The organism is Fibrobacter sp. UBA4297, assembly GCF_002394865.1.
Classification (GTDB): Bacteria; Fibrobacterota; Fibrobacteria; order Fibrobacterales; family Fibrobacteraceae; genus Fibrobacter.
In genome coordinates this window covers 108,001-127,768 of sequence record NZ_DGUZ01000002.1, presented here as the reverse complement: position 1 = coordinate 127,768, position 19,768 = coordinate 108,001, and the positions used below count along the sequence as shown (strand labels likewise).

The following is a 19,768-nucleotide window of genomic DNA, read 5'->3' as shown; positions in this document are numbered from 1 at the left end:
CAAGCCTTCGTGAGGAATTCAAGAAGAGAGCTCGTGGAATGTTCCGCAAAAATTTTTTGACGCTTTTAGATGAAAAATATTACTTCTGGGCGTTGTATTTGCCAAATTGGGAAAGTGCAGATTATCAGGAACGATTAAAACGGTTTGTTGACGACAATTTCCGATCGTTTGTGGGACGCGTATTCCGTTCGGCGGAAACTTCGAAATGCCTTATTCTTGCATTGGAACGAAAGATTGTTGATGCTTCTGAAGTGGGTGCTACAGACGATTACCGAATCATTCGCAGTAAAGTGGAAGATGCCGGATGTGAGGTATTCTATCTTCAGCCAAGTGAAATTTGGGAAGATGACGAATTACGCCGCCATCCCGGTTGGGAAGAAGAATCACTAAAACTATAACAATACCGCATTCGCGTTAGGGATAGTGACCCCTTGGGGCGGAGACGCGCGTAGCGTGGCGCCGTTGCAAAAGTGGCGCGGGCGCACTGGGTGCGCACGGGGCGCCTTACAATATAGCCCGACCCGGCCTGCTCCTTCGAACCTAACTCTACTAAGGCAATAAGTTGCCAAGTATCATATATCGGCAGGCTCAGGGAACTTGGGCCGGGGAACGCCCGTAGTGACCTTAAAAAGGAAAAAAAACTTGAAGTCGTCTAAAAATCTAAAGGAGATGCCCGCTCGGAGGCGGGCATGACATGAGAGAATGATGACTTTGTAATTACTTACTTCTTCTTTGCGGTGCTCTTTTTTGGAGCGGTGAAGTAGTTCTTCATGAATTGTTCGAATTCTTCGTCTTCGATTTTATGCATGGTCGAGAGTTTGTCAAAAATCCAGCAGAGTTGTTCGTCTGTTTGGATGGCGACGTAGCCGTCTTTGCGGAAAACTTTGAGTTTCAAGAGGCCGCTATCCCAACGGTTCGAAAGCTTGAAGTCTTCGAGCAAGCGTGAGTGTTCCTTGCAAATTGCAAGTTTATCTGCAAATGAATAAATCGGGGCGTAGATGTTCGGGTTGCAGAGGTGCAATAGTCCGTTACGGGCGTTTGCGGGGTTCTTTGCGAACTTCTTGGAGGCGAAGTCTTCGAGCTGTTCCTTGATTTCGGAAACAGTCTTGCCGCGGGTGGCTGCCGGGAGGGTGGAGAACTGGTTCAGGATGCCCTGCAAAAAGCTGAGGTCCCAGTTCTTGGGGGACGTGCCGGTGCCTGCTTTCCAGAGTCCTGCGTTGCCTTTGCCGGTGTTCGCGATGGCGTAGAGGGCGACTGCCTGCGGGGCGAATTCGCCGTTGGCCGGTGCTGCAGGGATGGCTTCGACGGTTTCGCCGAGGAAGTTCTCCGCAAGAAATTGGTCGAATGCGTCGTAGATTTCTTCTTTGCCCGGGACTTTGAAACGCGGGGCGCCATTTGCTTTGAGTTCTTTGATTGTTGCCATTTTTCTTCCTTTATTTTTTTCTTACTTAAATATACACAGAAATGTGGGCGCAGGTACAGAGAATTGTAAAACTATAGCGAAATTCCCGTGTCGCGCTCGCTGACGGTCGTGACGGCGGCTTTGAATGTGTCGTCGTTTGCGATGATGGTGACGCTCTCTTTGGCGCGTGTGATGCCTGTGTAAATGATTTGGTTGGTGAGGAGGGGGTGGCCGATTTTGGTCGGCAGGAACATGGTGACGTGTTTGTACTCGGAGCCTTGCGACTTGTGGATGGTGATGGCAAACGCTGTGGTGATGGAATCTTCGGGGAGGACTGAGAGCGGGTAGAAGACAAAATCGTCACGGGTTCTTTCGCTGCCCTGGGGTGGCGCTTTTTTGAGCATGAGGCAGGGGGTGTTGCCGTCGAAGACGACGATTCCCGTGTCGCCGTTATAGAGCTTGAACATTTCCTGGTTTCGCGTGATGATGAGGAGTTGACCCGGGAAGTAGCCGGAGTCATCCCATTGGACGGCTTCTCCTTGCGATTTCTTTTTAGCGCGCCAAAGGCTTTTTATTTTAGAACAAACTTTTTTATTGATGTTTTCAATGCCGCGGAGGCCACGTCGTTCAGCGCAGAGGATTCGCTTTGTTAGCGAAAGTTGCCAGATTTGATTGCGTCGGGCGGTTTCGCTGTGGTCGGGGTCATCTGCTTCGGTGCCGGTGCGTTGCGGGTTGATTTGCTCGGCGAGCTCGGGGAGTTTTGCAAAGTCGCGGGACCATTCGGCAATGAACGATTCGATGCGCTTGTCTTCTTCTTTTTTCGTGAGCGGGGTGTCTGTTTCGAGCTTTCTGTAAAAAACTTTGTCTTTAAAAGTCGTGGCGTTTCCCGATTCGTCGAGGCTGTGCGCAATTTCATTGGTGGATGCGTCAAAATCGCTAGATGCGTCGCCACTTGCAAATTTGTGCGGAACGAACTTGCTGTTATCCTTGCTTTCGGCGACTTCCTTGATTTCTGCGGCGAGTTTGCCGATGTTTGAACGGTCGTCAAATCGGTTGGATTCGTTGAGCTTGACGGAAAAATCCTTGCCGGATTGCACTTTCAAAATTTCGCCGAGAACGGCGCCGGAATCAACAGACGGGAGCTGGAACGGGTCACCGAGAATAAAGATACGTGCGCCTTCAGGGATGGCTTCGAGAAGTGCGGCGAACATTTCGATGTCGATCATGCTCGCTTCGTCAATGACGAAGATGGAATTCTTGGGGAATTGCTCTTCGTGATTGTACATGAAGCCGCCCGTGCTTTTTGAGAATCGGAGCAGACGGTGGATGGTACTGCTTTCGAGTTCGTTCAGCTTGCGGAAAATGCGCTCGTTGTCGGTCTTTTGTTCGTCACGGATTCTCGCGAGACCGTCGATAAGGCTTTCACGCATGCGGTCGGCAGCTTTGCCGCTCGGGGCGGCGAGATAGATGTTCCAGTCGAGCATTTCGCTGTGGCTTACGAGCAAGTTCCACAGAATGTAGAGAACGACGGTAGTCTTGCCGGTGCCTGGGCCGCCGGTGACAACGAGATTCTCGGTTTGCCCGCGGATAATGGCTTCGGCTTGGCGCTTCTTGATGGTGAAGGGCTTGTCGCCGAAAGGCTTGCAGATGCTTGCGACTTTTTCGGTGCACTGCGCAATTTCTTCGGCACTTGGCTTGCTGCCGTTTTTGAACAAGATGTTCGCCGCTTTTTCAATCACGCATTTGGCATCGAAATGCTTGGTGAAATAAAGGTGCGTACCGCTTTCGCGCTTGGCGAGAATAAACGGCTTGCTCAACGAATCTTCGGCAGATGCGGTGTCGGTCTCGCGGCTTTCCATGATCGTAGAAAAGTCGCTTGTCAAGATGTCTTGAATGCCGTTTGCGATAATGCTTGCGAAATCGTCAGCGGTTGCAAATGCGTTTTCGTCGATGTCTTCTTCGGCGGTGCTGATGCGGAGCATCACGAGGCCGTTCCATTTGCGGGCCCACATTGCGGAGAAATGCTGGGAGTCCAGCGGAACGCGCGTGTTGCCGTCGTCGAGGAGCGACATGCATAGCGTCAGGAATTTTTGCGTATGGAGCGAAATGTTGTTCTTGATTTCAAAAAGCAGATGGAGCAAGTGCTTGTTAAGCGGAACGAGTCCGCGCATTTCAATAAGCGCGTCGATGAATTCGTCAATCGATTCTGTAGCGAGTATTTTCTTGTCCATTTTAGTTTTCCTCCTTAACGATGGAGGGCTTGCTCATAAGGTCTTTCACTTTTTGATAGGCGTTTGTGAGATCGGTAAAACTATTCCAAGTTTGTGCGTAAATTCCCTTGGGAGTGCCGCCTTCGGTACCGCGAATGAATGCATAATAAATACCGCCGAAGTGTTTTTCGAAAATTTCAGATTCGCTCAAGTTCTCGGCTGTACCTTCGCCGTAGAACTGCTTGAGCCATTGAATCAGACAATAGCTGTAAAGTACGCGCTGGATGGAGTAATCGTTATCGACTTTTTCCTTGAGCGCTTCGGGCGTGTAATTGTTGTTCTCGAGCATGTCCGATTTCCAGTCGAGAATGGAATAGTGCTTTTGACCGTTTATGGTGCGGACGAAAAGCAAGTCGATGAAGCCTTTGCAGAAACGTTTGAGAATGTCGCCGCTTTCATCGGTGGCGTTCTGGTTGAACTGTACTTCGGGCTTGTGGTCGCTTAGCGGAATGTCAATCAGCGCGAATGTCTGCGGCGCATCTTGTTTGGCGTTCCCTGCGGAATCTTGTTTTGCGTATTGCACGGAACTGCCCGCGATTTCCGGCAGCCTTGCATTCAGCGTATTCCACGTGTAGCGCGTGGCGATATCAATCCAGGCGTCGCGATGATTCCAGATGGGGAGCGATTCGCGTTTGAATTCTTCTTCAATGATGTTTCTCGTTTGCGGATTTGCGAGCGCGTCTTCGAGCGTCTTGTTTTCCAGACCGAACTGCTGGAACTTGGTGCATTCGAAAATGCGGTGGAGGGCGTTACCGGCGTGTGAACCGCGTGGGAACTTGTGAGCACTCTCGTTCAAATGCGTCTGGTAATCAAGCGAAGCATCGGTTGCGATGGTGCAGTTGACTGCTGCGGTATCGATATCACGAATCTGGACCGTTGACGTACGCGCTGTTGCGATTTCTTCGCCTTCGCGATTCGTGCGGTTCCCGTCATCGGCGTCTACAGGCGAATCTGCCTTGCCCGAAAGTGAACTGTACGAATACTGCATAATACTTGCGTCGGCGAGCTTGTTTTGTAAACTTGCCATGGCGCATTTTTGCTGGATGATGTTGTCCCGAATTTCATCGGCGCTCAAGGCTTTTCCGATTTCAGAATTTTCATTGAGCGGTTTTAAAATGTGCTCCTTGACGGTTTCGCTTAGCTGTTGCGGATTCCAGTTTTCCGTTTTCGGTAAAATCGTCGTCAGATCCGATGCGTTTTCGATGAGACCATTGATTGAACTTTCAAGGAATGCGTATTCCGGCTTGACGCCTTTGGTATTTTTCCATTTCTCGTAACGCGGCAACATGAGAATCGAAGATGCGCGTGTGAAATCGACGTAGAAGAGTCGCTTCCATTCTTCAAGTTCTTCGCGCTCGCGTGTGGTCTTAGCGTGTTCACTGAAGCCAAGACGAATTTCATCGTTGTCATGATAAAGGAACGGGCCTGTTGCGGGGCGCTTGCCCTTGAAACCTGCGACAGAAATCACGACAGGGAATTCAAGGCCTTTCGAGGCGTGAATCGTCATGACTTGCACGGCGTCGTAATCGCTACTTTTTTCGACGAGGTTTCCGTCTTCATCATCGGCGTTTTCGCTGTAGCTCGCGAGCGCTTCCAAGTGGCGCACGAGATCTTCAATGGAACAGTTGTGATTGTAAAGGTATTCGATGGCGTAATTGCCGATTTGACGGAGCCTTGCCAAATTCTGCAATCTCGAAATTTCGGTCAAGCGTTCTTCGACTTGCGTGTCGCTGTAAATGCGTTCGAGCATTTCGGCGTAACGGCGTTTTTGCGCTAGTTCCGTCCATGCGTTTAATTTTTGACGCACGGGATTGTTCGGGTCATCGAATGCTTTGCTTTCGGCGTAGTGGATGTCTTGGCGGGCAATTCTGAAAAAATCTGTGATGAGCGCTTCGCTTAAAAGGCGTCTGTTCCATGCCGAAAAATCGGGCGCGTTAATCGCCTTGAAAATGGCAATCCATTCGGCGCATTCACGACAACTGAAAAGATTGCTGTCTTTATAACGGCTGAATGGAACGCCTGCAGAGCGCATCGCATCTTCGATGGCGTCCATTTCGTTACGGCTGCGGGCGAGTACGGCAAAGTCCTTGAAAGTCACGTTCCGGTATTGCGTGCAGTCTTCTTTTTTGAAAACTTGCAATACGGTTTTGCCATCGACAAAAGTACACCAGTCAATGATTTTTTGAACGGCGGCGCGCGCAAAATCGACTTCGTTGATGTCTTGCTCGCTAATCCAGATGGGGGCTACTTCATTGCCGTTGATTTTAGGCGGAGCCTTGACTTGCTTTTCGTTTTGCGGCGGGAGCGATGGCTCAAAATCGACGAGTTTTGTTGCTCCTTCGTTCGGTGTGAAAAAGTCACCCTTGAAAAGCTCGTTACAGCCGTAGATGATTTCCGTGGTAGATCTGAAATTTGTCTGTAGCGACATGCCGTTTTTGATTTCGTGAATAGCTTTTTGATAGACATTCACGTCGGCACTTTGGAAACTGTAAATAGATTGCTTGGGGTCGCCCACGACAAAAATCTTGTCGAAAATGGCGCTGAAAATATCCCATTGCAACTGGTTCGTGTCCTGGAATTCGTCAATGATGGCGTACGTGTATTGCGCACGGAGCCTGCTCTTGAGCAACGAATCGCCTTTGCTCGTGTCAAGTGCTGCGCGGTGAACCGAGAGAATCATGTCGTTGAACGACTGGCATTTCTTTTCGGTCTTGTACTTTTGCCATTCGTCAAAGACGGTTGCGGCTTGCGGAATCAAGAAGTTGTTGAGCAAAACGCTATTGATGGATGGGAGCAATTCTTTCAATGCTTTGAATGATAAGAATGCTTCGTAAGCGTCGGTTGGCCATGTTGTGCGAACGAAATCGCTATCCCTGAACGAGACTCCTGAAAAGAGTGTCTTGTCTTTTTCCCAGAGCTTGAGTGTGCTTAAAAAATCGCTAATGCAATTTTTAGAAGTCTTGCCAAATTTTTCAGTCGGATGCTTTTCGAGTGTCGAAAATGCGTCACGGAAAATGGCGATGCCGAGAATATCGTCAAATGTTTTTGCAACGGCGATGGTGCGGATGTCATCATCGTTTAAAGCGGTATCGCCAAAAGTGATTTGCTCAGGCTTGTCGAGAGGAATGATTTCGCGGTCGCCTTCGCTGCCGCGATAGACGTTGACGATGTTTTCGAGGCCGGTTGCAACTTTGTTAGCGATGGACTGCGCGGAATCGGTCTTGAGCAAAAACTGGAAATCGTTATTGTCGCTCCACTTGTCGCGAATGAACTGTTCAACGAGATCGTGAACTTCGCTGTCGTCAATCATCGACATGTCAAACGGTCTGCCTGCATCGTAGGCATATTCCTTGAGCGCTTTTTGGCAGAACGAATGGATTGTGAAGATGGCGGCGTTGTCTACATCTTGATAGGCTTTGGAAAACAGTGCAAGTGTCGCGTCGTCGAGTTCCTTTTCTGCTTCGTTAGTCTTGTCGAGTTTGCGGCTCACGAGGACTTCGTCAATTTTTTTGCGGATGCGGTCCTTGAGTTCGCCGGCGGCCTTCTCGGTGTACGTGACGATGAGGATTTTCTTGAGCGGTGTACCATGGCTGATAAGCTTTGCGACCATCAACTGGATGGTGTACGTTTTGCCAGTGCCTGCGGAGGCTTCAATGAAAAGGCTTTTGGAAGGGTCGAATTTTTGGAGACTGAAATTTTCCATGATTATGCCTTCCTTTTCTTTGTGTTTTCGGAGACTGTAATTTGCATGAGGCTGCGCATTTTCTTTATCGCATCGTTCCACTGGTATGTAAAGTTGTTGGCTTCAAAACCGACATCGGTAATGGGATCGAATAGTGACTTTTTGTCGAAATATTTCCAGCAGTCTAAAAGTTTGTCCTTGAATGCGCGGATATTTGTAATGCCTGGCGTGTCGAGTAAACTGGCGGGAACGGCCTTGGAATAGGGACGCTCTGTTTCGTTACCGAATGCTGCGGTATAGATTTCTTGCAAAGTCTCGGTTGCCTTTTGCGGTGTCATGGAGACTGTCGCTGTTGTCGGTTCTGCGGTAGAGTCGGTGTTGTAAATGGAAATTTTTACAGTTTGTTCTGCATTGGCATCAATAGAGCCTGCTCTCTGGGCAATGACGGCTAGCGCCTTGACGTAAGGAGATAAGAACTTGTCTAAAGTCGTCTTGCTGTAAGACGAAGAAACAGAAATCATCTCGGAAATGTTGTCGAGATTTTCGCTATTGCACCAGTCGAGCGTTCCCGAAAGAGTCCACTTGCTGTCGGTTCCGCGGTCCATTTGAATGTCCTGAATTTTTGCTTGATAGCTCCAGGATTCTTTGATTTGTGAAACGAGATTTTCTCCCATTTTGGCAAGAATCAAGTTCTTTTGCGATTCCATTTCGGCGAGAAGTTTTTCTCCGAAGATGCCGTCGGGCATGTTGCCTTTAAGCGCGGATTCCTTCTTGAATTTTTCAAGCTCTTCGGACTTGTGCGAAAGCTCTGCGGCAACCATCATCTTGAGAAGTTCGCTCTTTTGTAGCGGTTCAAAATGAATCGGCTCGAACAGTTCCTTTTCTGGGTCGTCAGATTCGGAGGCGGCAAGCATTTGGCTGATGCGGAATTCGAACGGGTCTTTCAAAAAGTCGCTGAGCATGTACAGCGGTACGCGCTCGGGCAATTTGAAGGCGATGTTTTCGTCCGCAGATTGCATGGCGCCCGTTGCGGGATTCACGTGGGCAAATCCGTCTTGCATCATGTTTAAGAATGCGCGCTTGTTGCGGAGGCTCTTTTGCGTGAAAAGTTCCGTAAAGTCTCGGGTTTCATCCAGCGAAATCTTGTTTTCGGGCCATGCATCGGAAAGTCCGATTTTCTCAGCGGGCGCGCCATTCTTTTCTCCATTGTTAGATGTGCCACCGTTCTTATCGCGATTAATAGCGTTGACCAAAAACTTTCGGATATCGTTCACAACGGATGTCGGGTAAAGTTCGGCATCCTTGCGGATGTCCTGATTCACGTAGCTCACGTGGAAACTTTCGCTTGTACTCATGAGCTGGCAGAGGAACGCGTAACGTCGCTTGGCAATAGGCGAATCGTCGCCCGGCCACGGGCGGCAAGACTTGCGGAGGTCTAGCGTGTTGTGCTGTTTTGCACCCGGAAAATTCATGGAATCGCCACCGATAAAGAACAAGTGCTTTACAGGGATAATGCGGTTCGGGATGAAGTTCATGAACGTGATGCCGTTGACGAAAAGCGTTCCGCAGCTGTAAGCGGAGGACTGTGCGGCGGTGAGAAGCGTCTGCTTGACGACCTTCCACGAGATGCTTTCGAGCCCGGCATCCATCTGGTTGCGGAGACCTTCGATGGCCTGCATCACGTTGTTGACGATAATCGTTTCGCTGGCGAAACCGTCGGGTGCGCCAGACATCGTGATCCATTCGCTGATAAAATCACTGAGCTTGTTGAGGTCCGCAACTTTTTTTTCGCTCGAAATTTCGTAATTCCCGTCATAGCCCGCGAATTTCATCCACTTTTTGAGCGATTCGATGCATTCCACAAACTTGCAAAGCGAGCGGCTGTCGCTTGTTGCCATGTCTGCATACGGCATGAGCGTTTCGCTAGAATCCCCGTGTGAAAATGCAACGGGATTCTTCGTCATTTTTGCAAGGAGCAATCGGCGAACGCCTCCGAGCCAGTCTTCTTTTTTGTGCTCGCGGTCGCGATAGACGTTCGTCTCTTCAATCCAGCTTTCCCAATTGTTTACATCGTCTTCGCTGATGTGGCGCGTCTGCTGCACGACCGGATTGCGCAAAAGCGCAAAGAATGTCGGGCGTGTAATGGTTCCCTGTTCCAAAATCGAGAACAAGTTGTCCAGTACATTTTCGGTCTGCGAACTTCTGGCAGGTGAATCGACAATCGCAAACGGAATGTGCAAAAATCCGTCCCTGTTGTTTTCGCTAGCGTACTTTTTCCTTTCGGGAGTTTGGTCGAAAATCGTCTTGATGGCGGTGCGGTAATCGTCTAGCGCAGGCGATACGACGAGAATGTCGTTCACTCGTGCGCCTTCCTGCATGAGCTTGCAGATGCTGGTGTGGAGCGCTTCGACTTCGCGAATCTTGGTCGGTGCAGCCGTCACATCAAGGCTAAAATCTTTTGATTTGCAATCGCTTGCGGCAAAGTCAGGCAATGTGTTGATGCGGTTTGCAATCGCGTACTGTACCTTGTGCAAAAGGGTGTCGTGCGGGAGTTCGCTTGCATCGCTGATTTCATCGCTCGACTTGTCGCTGCGACCGCTTGTGCTGAAGTCGAAATCGTAATTGGCGGCTTGGCACCAGAGTTTGATGTTGTCGCGGCCGGAACGTCCCCAGTTGCAGAGCAGCGTATTTTCGGCTTCCGCTTCTGCGCTTGTGTATTCGGGAATGTCATCGATGTCGTTGCTTTCGCCCGCATCCGAAATGCCGACAGACATCTTTGCACGGACATTTTCGATGTTCCCGCTCTTGTCGCTCCACTGTCCACTGCGCGAAATCCAGTTTCGGTGGATGTTGGCGTTTTGGTTGTGGATAGTTGAAGTGTCTTCCCAGAATTCCATACAGGGGTTCTGGATGTAGGCGTAAACGTCGTGCGTTTCGGCGTACTTCTGCAAAATCACGCGGTAGAACTGGCCCATGCCGCCAAGACCAAAAATGAATAGCGGCGTGTTGCCCGTGTGTTCCGTGTGGAATGTGACATTGCCTTTATCATCTTGGCATGCAATGTAGAGGTACGGAATTGTCATGTATTCCGTGCGTTCAATACCCTTGCGCTTCGCTTCGTTTTCGAAAACTTCAGAAAGTAACGATTGCTTTCCGTCGTGGGCGTGGAAAATGGCGGAGTATAGCTTTCGCTGCCAGGCTTCGCGTTTTGCGATGTCGTGGTTTGCCTTACCAAAAAAGTCATCCAATTGCCCTTGCTTCCACTTGTCGAGAATGCCCGGCGCCGATTTGCCATCCAGTCCGCGAATAAAATCGCTCGGTCTGCTTGTTTCGTATTCCAAAAACAGCGAAGCCATCTTGCTTGCAAAATCAAAAAGGTGCGTTTCGTCGAGCGCTCCATTGATCACCAGATAGCGCTTGACTTCGTCATCCATTTGCATGTAGTTCGGCGTGCCGTTTGTCTCCTTGACGAGATACGCGAGAATCACGTTCCGGAGCATGTCGGAATTCAGCTTTTGCTTGTGCGGATCGTCGCCGATGAGGATTTCCATGAGGAAACGGTCGATCATCATCGAATTGAACCCGACAAGGGACTTCTTTTTCTGTACCCATTTCAGCCTGAACCACTGCTCTAGTTTCGGGTCCGGGAATAGGACGGCCGGGGCTTCAAACGGGTTTTTCCATGCTTTGGATACCGCCTCGATCAGTTCGTCGGCGAGGTTTTCAAGGTTCAGCGCGAATTTCAGGTATAGCATGGCTACAATATATCTTTCGCATGTGTCAAAAAAGGGCGTTGACAATCAAAAAATCACAAAAAAGAGGCCTTTGTTGATTTGTAGATGCAGAAAGCCCTCGGTTGAACCGAGGGCTTGTTATTCAAGGAATCATGAAAATCAAATTTGTTGCGAATTAGTCGTCGTCGTGATGTCTTGGACCGCGTTCGTCGCGCTGCATGGGGCCGCGTTCGTCACGGTCTGTGCGTTTCATGTGCTTGTGATCCTTGTGGAAGCTCTTGAACTTTTCGAGCTGTTCCTTAGTGAGGATCTTGTTGAAATCCTTTACACCTTTGATTCTGTGGTTGAGCAGTGCTTCTTGGGCTTTGAGAATTTCGACCTTGGCTGCGGCAATCTTCTTTTCGTCATTGCTGTCGAGCGCATCGTGCAAAGCTTTTTCGGCATTCTTCTTCTGCTTGCGGAGGTCTTTAAATGCAGAGTCCATTTCATGACGCTGCTGTTCGAGGGCTGCCTTTTGTTCATGCGTCACCTGGAGCACGGAGTCCATGAATTCGGCACCTTTCTTGAAGTCAAACTTCTTGTCGAAACGCCTGCCATCCTTGAAGTGGTCGCGCGGACCATCGTGGCGGCCGTCGCGGAAGTCCTTGTCGTGGAAACGTTCGCCGTGGTGCTTGCCATGATACTTGCCGCCGCGCTTGCAGCAGTTGCAATCGCAGTCGTTCTTATCACAATCGCTATGGTTTTCACAACCGCAGACGCATTGCTTATGCGATGACGTGCATGTGGAATGGCAAGCAGCGCCAAAGCCGTTGCCTGCAAAGACAAACGCGCCAATGGCAAATCCGAGGGAGCAAGCGAGAATAATGAGGCTTGCGATAAATGTTTTTGTGGATGCGTTCATTATTTTGTCTCCTGTAATAAATAGCTGATGGTGTTGTCCGTGTCCAAATTTTCAAGTTCGTCGTCGCTCTGTTCACCGAGATTTCCGTACCACGAGACGAGTTCATTAGAGGCTGCGTTTTTCATGAGAACTTCTTCGGAATCGACCATGTTTGACGTAATCGTCATGAACGTGGTGAAAAATGCAGCGACGATAAAGCTTGCTGCGAGCACGTATTTGGTGCGTGTCTGGATGAAGTTGATAAACTTTCTTTTTTCCGAAGAATCGAGTCTAGCGCAGACGGTTTCCCAGGAGCCTTTCCGGGGTTCGATCCTTTCGAGTCTTGAAAAATCGATTTTATCATGCATAGTTCAGGTTCTCCTGTAAAATGTTCTTGACGACTGTTCTTGCGCGGCTGAGCCTTGCCTTGATGGTGCCCTCGGGCATGTTGTAGATCTCGGATAAGTCCTTGATGCCGAGGTCTTCGGCGTCCTTGAGCCAGAGCATGCTTCGCGTTTCGGCGGAGAGCTTTGACAGTCCAATTTCTAAGAGTTCCGGGTCAAGATCCGTTTGTTCCTCGTGTTTGCTCCCGAGAGCGCTGTCCGTCACGAGATCGATATGTTCTTCTTCGAGCTCGGCATGGCGCTTCTTGGACCTGAGCCTCATTAAACACTCGTTGACGGTGAGGCGGTACAGCCAGGTGTTGAGGGCGCTATCGCCGCGGAACTTTTGGATTTTCCCTGGAACTGAGACGAAAATGTCCATCAAGACGTCTTCAGCCTCGTCGCGATTCTTGAGCATTCTGAATGCAAGGTTCAGAACGTTCGTGCTATGGGACTTCCACAGCACGCCAAGGGCTTCACGACTTCCTTGTTGAATCTTCTTTATAATGACTTTTTCGTCCATTTCGTTATTTTTGATGCATGGGGTTTACGGGCGGTTGCACGAATACTAAAATTTTTTTTGAATCAAATTCAATAGTATTGACTAGACTTGACTGGATCCCTCCCTATCGCTACGCTCCAGGGTCAGGATGATAAGTTGCTGTTGACTATTGACCAATGACTAATAACTAATAACTAATAACTAATAACCATTTAATTATATTATATAGCGATGCAAAAAATTCTTTTTGAAAAGTTGAAAGAGGCTTTTGCCTCTGTTTTACCCATTACGCTTATTGTGCTGGTGGTCTCGCATACTCCGCTTGTGACTTTTTCGTTGAAAGAGCAGATTGTTTTTACGGTTAGCGCGATTTTTTTGATTATCGGTATTGGACTTTTTAACTTGGGGGCGGACCTTGCAATGACTCCGATGGGGGCTTATGTGGGGTCGGGCTTGACTAAGTCGCGGCGGCTCCTGTTGCTCGTTTCGGTGTGCTTTGTGATGGGCGTGCTCATTACGGTTGCGGAACCGGACTTGTCCGTGCTTGCCGAACAGGTGAAAAATGCGGTACGGCCGATTCTTTTGATTTCGACGATTGGCGTGGGGGTCGGGATTTTTTTGCTCCTTGCAATTTTAAAGATTGTGTTCAAGAAGGACTTGTCTTCGATTATCATTTTCTTTTACATGGTGCTGTTCATGCTTGGGATGCTCATGGTGTCTGTCGGGCGTAACGCGTTTGTGCCGCTTGCGTTTGACTCGGGTGGCGTGACGACAGGGCCGATTACGGTGCCGTTCATTATGGCGCTTGGCGTGGGTGTCGCGGGTGCGATTGGCGGTAAGCATGCTTCGGAAAACAGCTTCGGCTTGATTGCGCTTTGCTCGGTCGGACCGATTTTAGCGCTGATGGGCTTGGTCGTATTTTCGAAGGGCGACTTGACGTATGAACTTTCGACGGCGGCATATTCGGTGGACGCGAGCCTTGGTGAACACTTTTTGCCTACGGTGATGGTGATTGCCCGTGAAGTGCTTGTGGCGCTTGGGCTGATTGTCGTGTTTTTCGGGGCGCTCCAGTGGACCGTGCTCAAGCTCCCGATGGTGAAACTTGTGCAAGTGGGTGTCGGGATTCTTTACACGTTTTTCGGGCTTGTGATTTTCTTGACGGCGGTGAAGGTCGGGTTCTTGCCGATTGGTTTTGAAATTGGGTGTGAACTTGCGAAACGCCCGCATGCGCTTGTGGCGGCTGGCTTTATCATTGGCATGGTGGTGGTGCTTGCAGAACCGGCGGTGCACGTGCTCAACAAGCAGGTCGAAGAAGTGACGGGTGGCCTTGTGACCAAGCGCTCGATGCTGATTGCGCTTTCGGTGGGTGTAGGCATTTCTATTGGACTTTCAATGCTCCGCATTATTATCGGGTTCCCGATTATTTATTACTTGTTGCCGGGTTACTTTATTTCACTTGGGCTCTCGTTCTTTGTGCCGAAACTTTATACGGCCATTGCGTTTGACTCGGGTGGCGTGGCAAGCGGTCCCCTGACGTCGAGCTTTATTTTGCCTTTGGCGATTGGCGCATGCTCCGTGATTCACGACGGCGGCGATTCAATTTTGAATTATGCCTTTGGCATTGTGGCGATGGTTGCGATGACTCCGCTCATTACAATCCAGGTGCTTGGTTTCAAGGCAATTGTAGCAAGGCTCTGGCGCAACAGGATTATGATGCGCCGCTTGCAGGATGCTGATGACGAACAGATTATTGACTTTGTGTAGAGGCGTACGATGGTTGAAACAGTAAAGAATGTTTTGAAACGGGCGGTGCCTCAAAAGGTTCATTCGAAAGTTTCGATGAATCGCCTTAAGATTCTGGTGACGACGGTGAACCGCGCAAAAGCGGACTTTTACATGGATTACATCCAGTCGTTTGGCGCGAATATGCAGTTCGTATTTTACGGCCACGGCACGGCTCCGCGCGAAATCATGGCTGCACTTGGACTTGCTGATTCTGAACGCGCGGTGATTATCAGCATCATTGGTGAAGACCATGTGCCTGCAGTCTTGGAATGTTTGGAAGAAAAATTCAGGACGATTGTGAACGGCAAGGGCATTGCCTATACGATTCCGATGTCAAGCGTTATTGGCAAGTCGGTATTTAACTTTTTGAGCGACAACCGATCTCAGGTAGGGAGAGGGTAATTATGAAACCGAATACACATGAATTAATCATCTGCATTGTGAATAACGGATTCTCCGACACTGTGATGGAAGCCGCTAAAGAGGCTGGTGCCCGTGGTGGCACGGTCTTGAACGCCCGTGGTACGGCAAATAAGGAAGCAGAAGCGTTTTTCCATATCGCTATCCAGCCTGAAAAAGAAGTCGTGATGATTCTTGTGCCGCTGAACGTGAAGGATGCGGTGCTCCATTCGCTTTACGAAAAAGCTGGCCTCAATACGATGGGACAGGGGATTGCTTTTGCTCTCCCTGTCGATCAGGTCGTTGGACTTACGCCGTGGAAGGCGGAAAGTAAAGCTTAATTACAAGATTTTAGTTGGCAGAACTTAGAGCTTAGAACTTAGAATGTTAAGCGCATTTGGTACCAGACGACTCCGCCGTGGACGGAATTGCTGACGCCTTCATTTACAAATCCGAACTTAGCGTAATAGTTGACGAGCTTGTCTTTGCAAGTTAAAACAACGCCTTTGCGGCCTTGAGCCTTGGAATCGTCAATGAGCTTTTGGATAAGTTCTCCAGCGTAACCGTGCTTGCGGTACGAGGGAATTGTGTTCACGCCAAATATCATTTGCCACTTGCCGTTTTCATTGTGCATGGTGGCGTCTTCGTACATCGCATCAGTCAAGTCGGGCTCGTCAGTGACGAATCCGTCGACGAACGAGATTAACTTGTCTCCATCGAACATCAGCCAAAAGTGATTGCCGTAACACTTAAGTCTTTCGGCGAAAGATTCACGGGTGGCGGCTTCGGCAGGCGGGAAGCATTCGGCTTCAACGTTTGCGACTGCGTCTAAATCACTGATGGTTGCGGTTCTGATATGCATTATAACTTTACCTGGAAGTAATCGATTTCGGGGTGACTGATGTAGAGGCCACTTACGGAGGCTTGCGGGTACATGGCGCCGTTTTCGGTGAGGCTGATGCCTACGCTCTTGAAGTCGATGAGTTTTGCGACGTTGAAGATTTCCTTGATGTTCGGGAGCACGGGGTAGCCGACGGCCGGGCGGATGCCCTTCCAGCCGCTTGTGCGGTCGAGTTCCTGGCTCAAGTATTCAGCGCCTGCTTCGGCGAGGCGGTCGGCGACAGTCTGCATGAGGAGAACGTCGTAATCGCTGCCGCCCTGTTCTGCTTTGAGCTTTTCCAAGCGCTTGACGAACGTGTCGCTCATGGTCACTGCGAATGCACCGACGATGTCGCGGAAAACGTCCTTGCCTGCGGGGGAGGCGAAAACGCTTGCGGTGTTTGCGTTTGCCGGAGCGACGTAGTCGCAGAGCGCAAGGCAAGTGCCTTCGGGATTCTGCTGGCGTGCGGTCGAGACTTCGATGAGGTCTGCGTCCGTGCCTGTGCGGCCCGTGTTGAAGATGACGGACTTTTCAGTACCGGCTGCAGGGTAGAATGCTTGAACGGCACGGAGTGCGTATTCGGGCTTTGTGAGCGACTTGATGAGCGCTTCGGCGTCGGCCTTGAGTTTTTTCGCCTCTTCTTCGTCCGGCTTGATTTTCCAAGTGAAGAAGAAGTATTCCCAGCTGATGAGCGGGATAATCTTTTCGATAGGAATCGGCGGGAGCTTGCTTTCGCCCATGAACGGCGGCTGTACCGGCTGGTATTTGCTCCAGTCGTACTGGAAGCGGCGTTCTTCCGGCGTGGAGGCGGCTGCGGCCATGGCGTTTGCGGCTTCGGTCTTGATGCTGTTTTGCTTGTCGCGGATGCGTTGCTGCTCTTCGCGGTTTTCTTGAATTGTTTGTTCGCGAGTGGCGGGGTCGAGCAATTTCTGGGCAAGGCCCGGATTGCTAGCGGCGTCGCGCACGTGGAAAACGGGACCATCATAGCACGGGGCGATTTTCACGGCGGTATGCGTGGGCGAGGTCGTTGCGCCACCGACGATAATCGGGATGCGCTGACCGGCGGCCTGCATGGCTTTTGCGACCGTGCACATTTCTTCGAGAGACGGCGTAATAAGGCCGGAAAGGCTCAAGATATCTGCTTTGTTTTCAATCGCGGCCTTGACAATCACATCTTCGGGAACCATCACGCCGAGGTCAACCATTTCGTAACCATTACAGGCCATAATCACGGAGACGATGTTCTTGCCGATATCGTGCACGTCGCCCTTGACGGTAGCGATGACGATTTTACCGCGGCTCGATGCGTTTGCGTCTTTACCCGCCTCGATGTAGGGCTGCAAAATTTCCACAGCCTTTTTCATGGTACGTGCGGTCTTTACCACCTGCGGCAAGAACATTTTGCCTTCGCCGAATCGGCGGCCGACTTCGTTCATGCCATCCATCAGCGGACCAGAAATAATGCCGACTGGGCTATCGCCACGATTGATGAGTTCCATCAAATCCGGTTGTAATGTTGTAGATGTTCCCTTGAGGAGTGCTTCTTGCAAACGCTCTTCGGGCGTGGTGGGCTTGGCATCAGCGGCGGCGTTGCCTTCGTCAGAAGAGCTACTTGCACCTGCGCTTACGGCGAAAATGGCTTTCGGGTCGTACTTGGCGCCAGTTTCCTTTGCCTTGGCTTGGGCGGCCGTCATGCGGCTTGCAATTTCGATGAGTTCTTCGCTTGCTTCCGGTTCCGTGTTGAAGATAACTTCGGTAATGGCCATGCGGAGCTCAAGCGGAATTGTCTTGTACTTGATAATTGCACTCGGGTTCATGATCGCCATGCCCATGCCGTTCGGGATGGCGTAATGCAAGAACGTGGTGTGCATTGCTTCGCGCAAGTAGTTGTTGCCGCGGAATGCGAATGAGAGGTTCGAAAGACCGCCTGAAATGCGGACGCCGGGGAGGTTGTCCATAATCCAGCGGACAGCACGGATAAAGTCAATGGCGTAGGCGTTGTGTTCCGCCATGCCGGTAGCGACTGTCAAAACGTTCGGGTCGTAAATGATGTCGGACGGGTCGAAGTGCAGTTGCTTCACCATGATATCGTAAGCACGGGACGCAATTTGTACGCGGCGCTCGTAGTTCGTGGCCTGGCCTTCTTCGTCGAAGAGCATCACGATTACGGCAGCACCCAGGCGTTTCACGGTGAGTGCGTGTTCAATAAACGCCTTTTCGCCCATCTTAAGCGAAATCGAGTTCACGATGCTCTTGCCCTGGATGCACTTGAGGCCTTCTTCGATGACTTCGAAGCGTGAACTGTCGACCATGATAGGCACGCGGCTCACGGCAGGGTCAGATGCAATCAAGTTCAAGAATGTGCGCATTTCGGCGGTGGCGTCAAGGAGACCGTCGTCCATGTTGACGTCGATCACGTCGGCGCCGTCATCGACCTGTTTGCGGGCGATTTCGAGCGCTTCTTCGTAATTCTTCTCGTTGATGAGACGCAGGAATTTCTTGGAACCTGCGACGTTGCAACGTTCGCCGACCTTCACGAAATCATCGGCATTGCAGCTGTCGGCGCCGTTGCTCGGGCGAACCTGTTCTCTGAATAACGGTTCGAGCCCCGCAAGGCGGAGGCGCGGGCAAGTGACGTACTTGGGCGCGGGTTCACGGCGCTTGTAGTCGGCCGGGAGTTCGTCCAGCATCTGGCGCATCGCGGCGATGTGTTCTGGAGTCGTACCGCAGCAACCACCGATCATGTTCACGAGCTTGTCGTCCAGATAAACGCGCATCAGGCGCACCATGTCTTCGGGCGTATCGTCATAACCGCCGAACTGGTTCGGAAGACCTGCGTTCGGGTGGCAGCTGAGGTAGCACGGAGCGATAGCGCCCATGCGGCGGAGGTACGGCACCATGCCGTCGGCACCGAGACCGCAGTTTAAGCCGATGGAAAGCGGGTGCATGTGCATCACGCTCACGGCGAATGCTTCGACCGTCTGGCCCGAAAGCGTACGGCCGGAGGCGTCGCTCACGGTCATCGAGAGCATGACTTCGATTGGCTTGATGTCTGCTTCGGGAGTGCCTGCAGCCTTGGCGGCTGCAATGCGGGCTTCGTTCGCTTTGCTGTAAGCGCTGAGGGCGGCCTTTGCATTCAGCGTATCGAAAATCGTTTCAATGAGGATGGCGTCAACGCCTTCTTCCATGAGCACGGAAATTTGTTCCAAGTACGCATCTTCGAGTTCGTCAAAGGTGATGGCGCGGCTTGCCGGGTCGTTCACGTCTTCACTCATGGAAAGCATCTTGCTTGTGGGGCCGACGTCGCCCAGAATGTAGACCTTGCGGCCATACTTCTTGAAGCCTTCTTCGGCGGCCTGCTTCGCAATTTTCACGGAGGCGCGGTTCATCTCGGCGATGCGATGTTCCTGATGGTATTCGTGCTGGCTTACGCGCTGGCTTGAGAACGTGTTCGTGGTGAGGCAATCTACGCCTGCATCCACGTAACGACGCTGGATGTCGAGAATTATCTCGGGCTTTTCGATGGAGAGCATGTCGTTGTTGGCGCCCTTGATCCCGTAAGTCTGGATAACAGAACCCATGCCGCCATCGAGCAGCATCATCTTTGATTCAAACGCTTCGCGAAGAGTCATTTTAAATTCCGTGTTTAAAATTCGAATTTATGCGTATATTTGTTTTTATGCATAAAATGTAGAAAATGCTAGAATTGCTGTCACGAGCCATGAACCCATAATACCCTAAATTACATATTCCTAGTGAAAATATAGGAAAAGATTTTCATTTTTGAGATGAACGAAAAGTCTTTAAAAAGTTACAATGAAAAAGCGTTGCGGGTGATTTATAACTACTTA

General features: G+C 50.5%; 13 protein-coding genes. 4 read left to right on the top strand and 9 right to left on the bottom strand.

Annotation, left to right across the window (positions count from 1 at the left end; genetic code table 11):
• Positions 1-38 precede the first annotated feature (38 nt).
• Entirely contained in the window at positions 39-398 is a 360-nt protein-coding gene (locus B3A20_RS01455; protein WP_290761068.1) for a hypothetical protein, read from the top strand.
• Between the two features lie 323 nt (positions 399-721).
• Here the strand turns inward: B3A20_RS01455 and B3A20_RS01450 are convergent, their stop codons facing one another.
• The 7 genes from B3A20_RS01450 to B3A20_RS01420 form a co-directional block, all read right to left on the bottom strand.
• Positions 722-1,423: a hypothetical protein gene (locus B3A20_RS01450; RefSeq protein ID WP_290761067.1), complete on the bottom strand. Its 702-nt coding sequence runs from the start codon at positions 1,421-1,423 to the stop codon at positions 722-724.
• A 71-nt stretch (positions 1,424-1,494) separates the two neighbouring features.
• Positions 1,495-3,633, bottom strand: coding sequence for an ATP-dependent DNA helicase (locus tag B3A20_RS01445; protein WP_290761065.1), 2,139 nt, complete (start codon positions 3,631-3,633; stop codon positions 1,495-1,497).
• A gap of 1 nt (position 3,634) precedes the next feature.
• Positions 3,635-7,375, bottom strand: coding sequence for a UvrD-helicase domain-containing protein (locus B3A20_RS01440; RefSeq protein WP_290761063.1), 3,741 nt, complete (start codon positions 7,373-7,375; stop codon positions 3,635-3,637).
• Positions 7,376-7,377: 2 nt separating this feature from the next.
• The gene (locus tag B3A20_RS01435) at positions 7,378-11,109 is read right to left on the bottom strand and encodes an exodeoxyribonuclease V subunit gamma (protein ID WP_290761061.1); all 3,732 of its coding nucleotides are present in this window, start codon (positions 11,107-11,109) and stop codon (positions 7,378-7,380) included.
• A 154-nt stretch (positions 11,110-11,263) separates the two neighbouring features.
• Positions 11,264-11,989, bottom strand: coding sequence for a Spy/CpxP family protein refolding chaperone (locus B3A20_RS01430; protein WP_290761060.1), 726 nt, complete (start codon positions 11,987-11,989; stop codon positions 11,264-11,266).
• Positions 11,989-12,336 carry a hypothetical protein gene (locus B3A20_RS01425; protein ID WP_290761058.1) on the bottom strand — a complete coding sequence of 116 codons (348 nt, stop codon included), beginning with the start codon at positions 12,334-12,336 and terminating at the stop codon, positions 11,989-11,991. Before B3A20_RS01425 ends, B3A20_RS01430 begins: the two co-directional genes overlap by 1 nt.
• Positions 12,329-12,874, bottom strand: coding sequence for an RNA polymerase sigma factor (locus tag B3A20_RS01420; protein ID WP_290761056.1), 546 nt, complete (start codon positions 12,872-12,874; stop codon positions 12,329-12,331). Before B3A20_RS01420 ends, B3A20_RS01425 begins: the two co-directional genes overlap by 8 nt.
• A 210-nt stretch (positions 12,875-13,084) precedes the next feature.
• Here B3A20_RS01420 and B3A20_RS01415 point away from each other — a divergent pair, with 210 nt between their 5' ends.
• The 3 genes from B3A20_RS01415 to B3A20_RS01405 are packed head-to-tail and all read left to right on the top strand — an operon-like array spanning position 13,085 to position 15,378.
• The gene (locus B3A20_RS01415; protein ID WP_290761054.1) at positions 13,085-14,617 is read left to right on the top strand and encodes a DUF1538 domain-containing protein; all 1,533 of its coding nucleotides are present in this window, start codon (positions 13,085-13,087) and stop codon (positions 14,615-14,617) included.
• A gap of 9 nt (positions 14,618-14,626) precedes the next feature.
• Positions 14,627-15,040, top strand: a complete 414-nt coding sequence (locus B3A20_RS01410; RefSeq protein WP_073423875.1) for a hypothetical protein — start codon at positions 14,627-14,629, stop codon at positions 15,038-15,040.
• Between the two features lie 2 nt (positions 15,041-15,042).
• On the top strand, positions 15,043-15,378 hold the full coding sequence (locus B3A20_RS01405) for a P-II family nitrogen regulator (RefSeq protein ID WP_290761050.1): 336 nt from the start codon (positions 15,043-15,045) through the stop codon (positions 15,376-15,378).
• A gap of 38 nt (positions 15,379-15,416) precedes the next feature.
• On the opposite strand, the gene B3A20_RS01400 is transcribed toward B3A20_RS01405, so the two are convergent.
• Both B3A20_RS01400 and metH read right to left on the bottom strand, forming a co-directional pair.
• A complete protein-coding gene (locus B3A20_RS01400) occupies positions 15,417-15,899 on the bottom strand; it encodes a GNAT family N-acetyltransferase (RefSeq protein WP_290761049.1) in 483 nt (160 codons plus the stop codon).
• Entirely contained in the window at positions 15,899-19,549 is a 3,651-nt protein-coding gene (gene metH, locus B3A20_RS01395; protein WP_290761047.1) for a methionine synthase, read from the bottom strand. The genes B3A20_RS01400 and metH overlap by 1 nt, the downstream gene beginning before the upstream one ends.
• Positions 19,550-19,768: the final 219 nt, after the last annotated feature.

Coding starts and splice junctions, on each gene's coding strand:
- B3A20_RS01455 (WP_290761068.1), top strand. CDS start 39: ATGTTCCGCAAAAATTTTTTGACGCTTTTAGATGAAAAATATTACTTC.
- B3A20_RS01450 (WP_290761067.1), bottom strand. CDS start 1,423: ATGGCAACAATCAAAGAACTCAAAGCAAATGGCGCCCCGCGTTTCAAA.
- B3A20_RS01445 (WP_290761065.1), bottom strand. CDS start 3,633: ATGGACAAGAAAATACTCGCTACAGAATCGATTGACGAATTCATCGAC.
- B3A20_RS01440 (WP_290761063.1), bottom strand. CDS start 7,375: ATGGAAAATTTCAGTCTCCAAAAATTCGACCCTTCCAAAAGCCTTTTC.
- B3A20_RS01435 (WP_290761061.1), bottom strand. CDS start 11,109: ATGCTATACCTGAAATTCGCGCTGAACCTTGAAAACCTCGCCGACGAA.
- B3A20_RS01430 (WP_290761060.1), bottom strand. CDS start 11,989: ATGAACGCATCCACAAAAACATTTATCGCAAGCCTCATTATTCTCGCT.
- B3A20_RS01425 (WP_290761058.1), bottom strand. CDS start 12,336: ATGCATGATAAAATCGATTTTTCAAGACTCGAAAGGATCGAACCCCGG.
- B3A20_RS01420 (WP_290761056.1), bottom strand. CDS start 12,874: ATGGACGAAAAAGTCATTATAAAGAAGATTCAACAAGGAAGTCGTGAA.
- B3A20_RS01415 (WP_290761054.1), top strand. CDS start 13,085: ATGCAAAAAATTCTTTTTGAAAAGTTGAAAGAGGCTTTTGCCTCTGTT.
- B3A20_RS01410 (WP_073423875.1), top strand. CDS start 14,627: ATGGTTGAAACAGTAAAGAATGTTTTGAAACGGGCGGTGCCTCAAAAG.
- B3A20_RS01405 (WP_290761050.1), top strand. CDS start 15,043: ATGAAACCGAATACACATGAATTAATCATCTGCATTGTGAATAACGGA.
- B3A20_RS01400 (WP_290761049.1), bottom strand. CDS start 15,899: ATGCATATCAGAACCGCAACCATCAGTGATTTAGACGCAGTCGCAAAC.
- metH (WP_290761047.1), bottom strand. CDS start 19,549: ATGACTCTTCGCGAAGCGTTTGAATCAAAGATGATGCTGCTCGATGGC.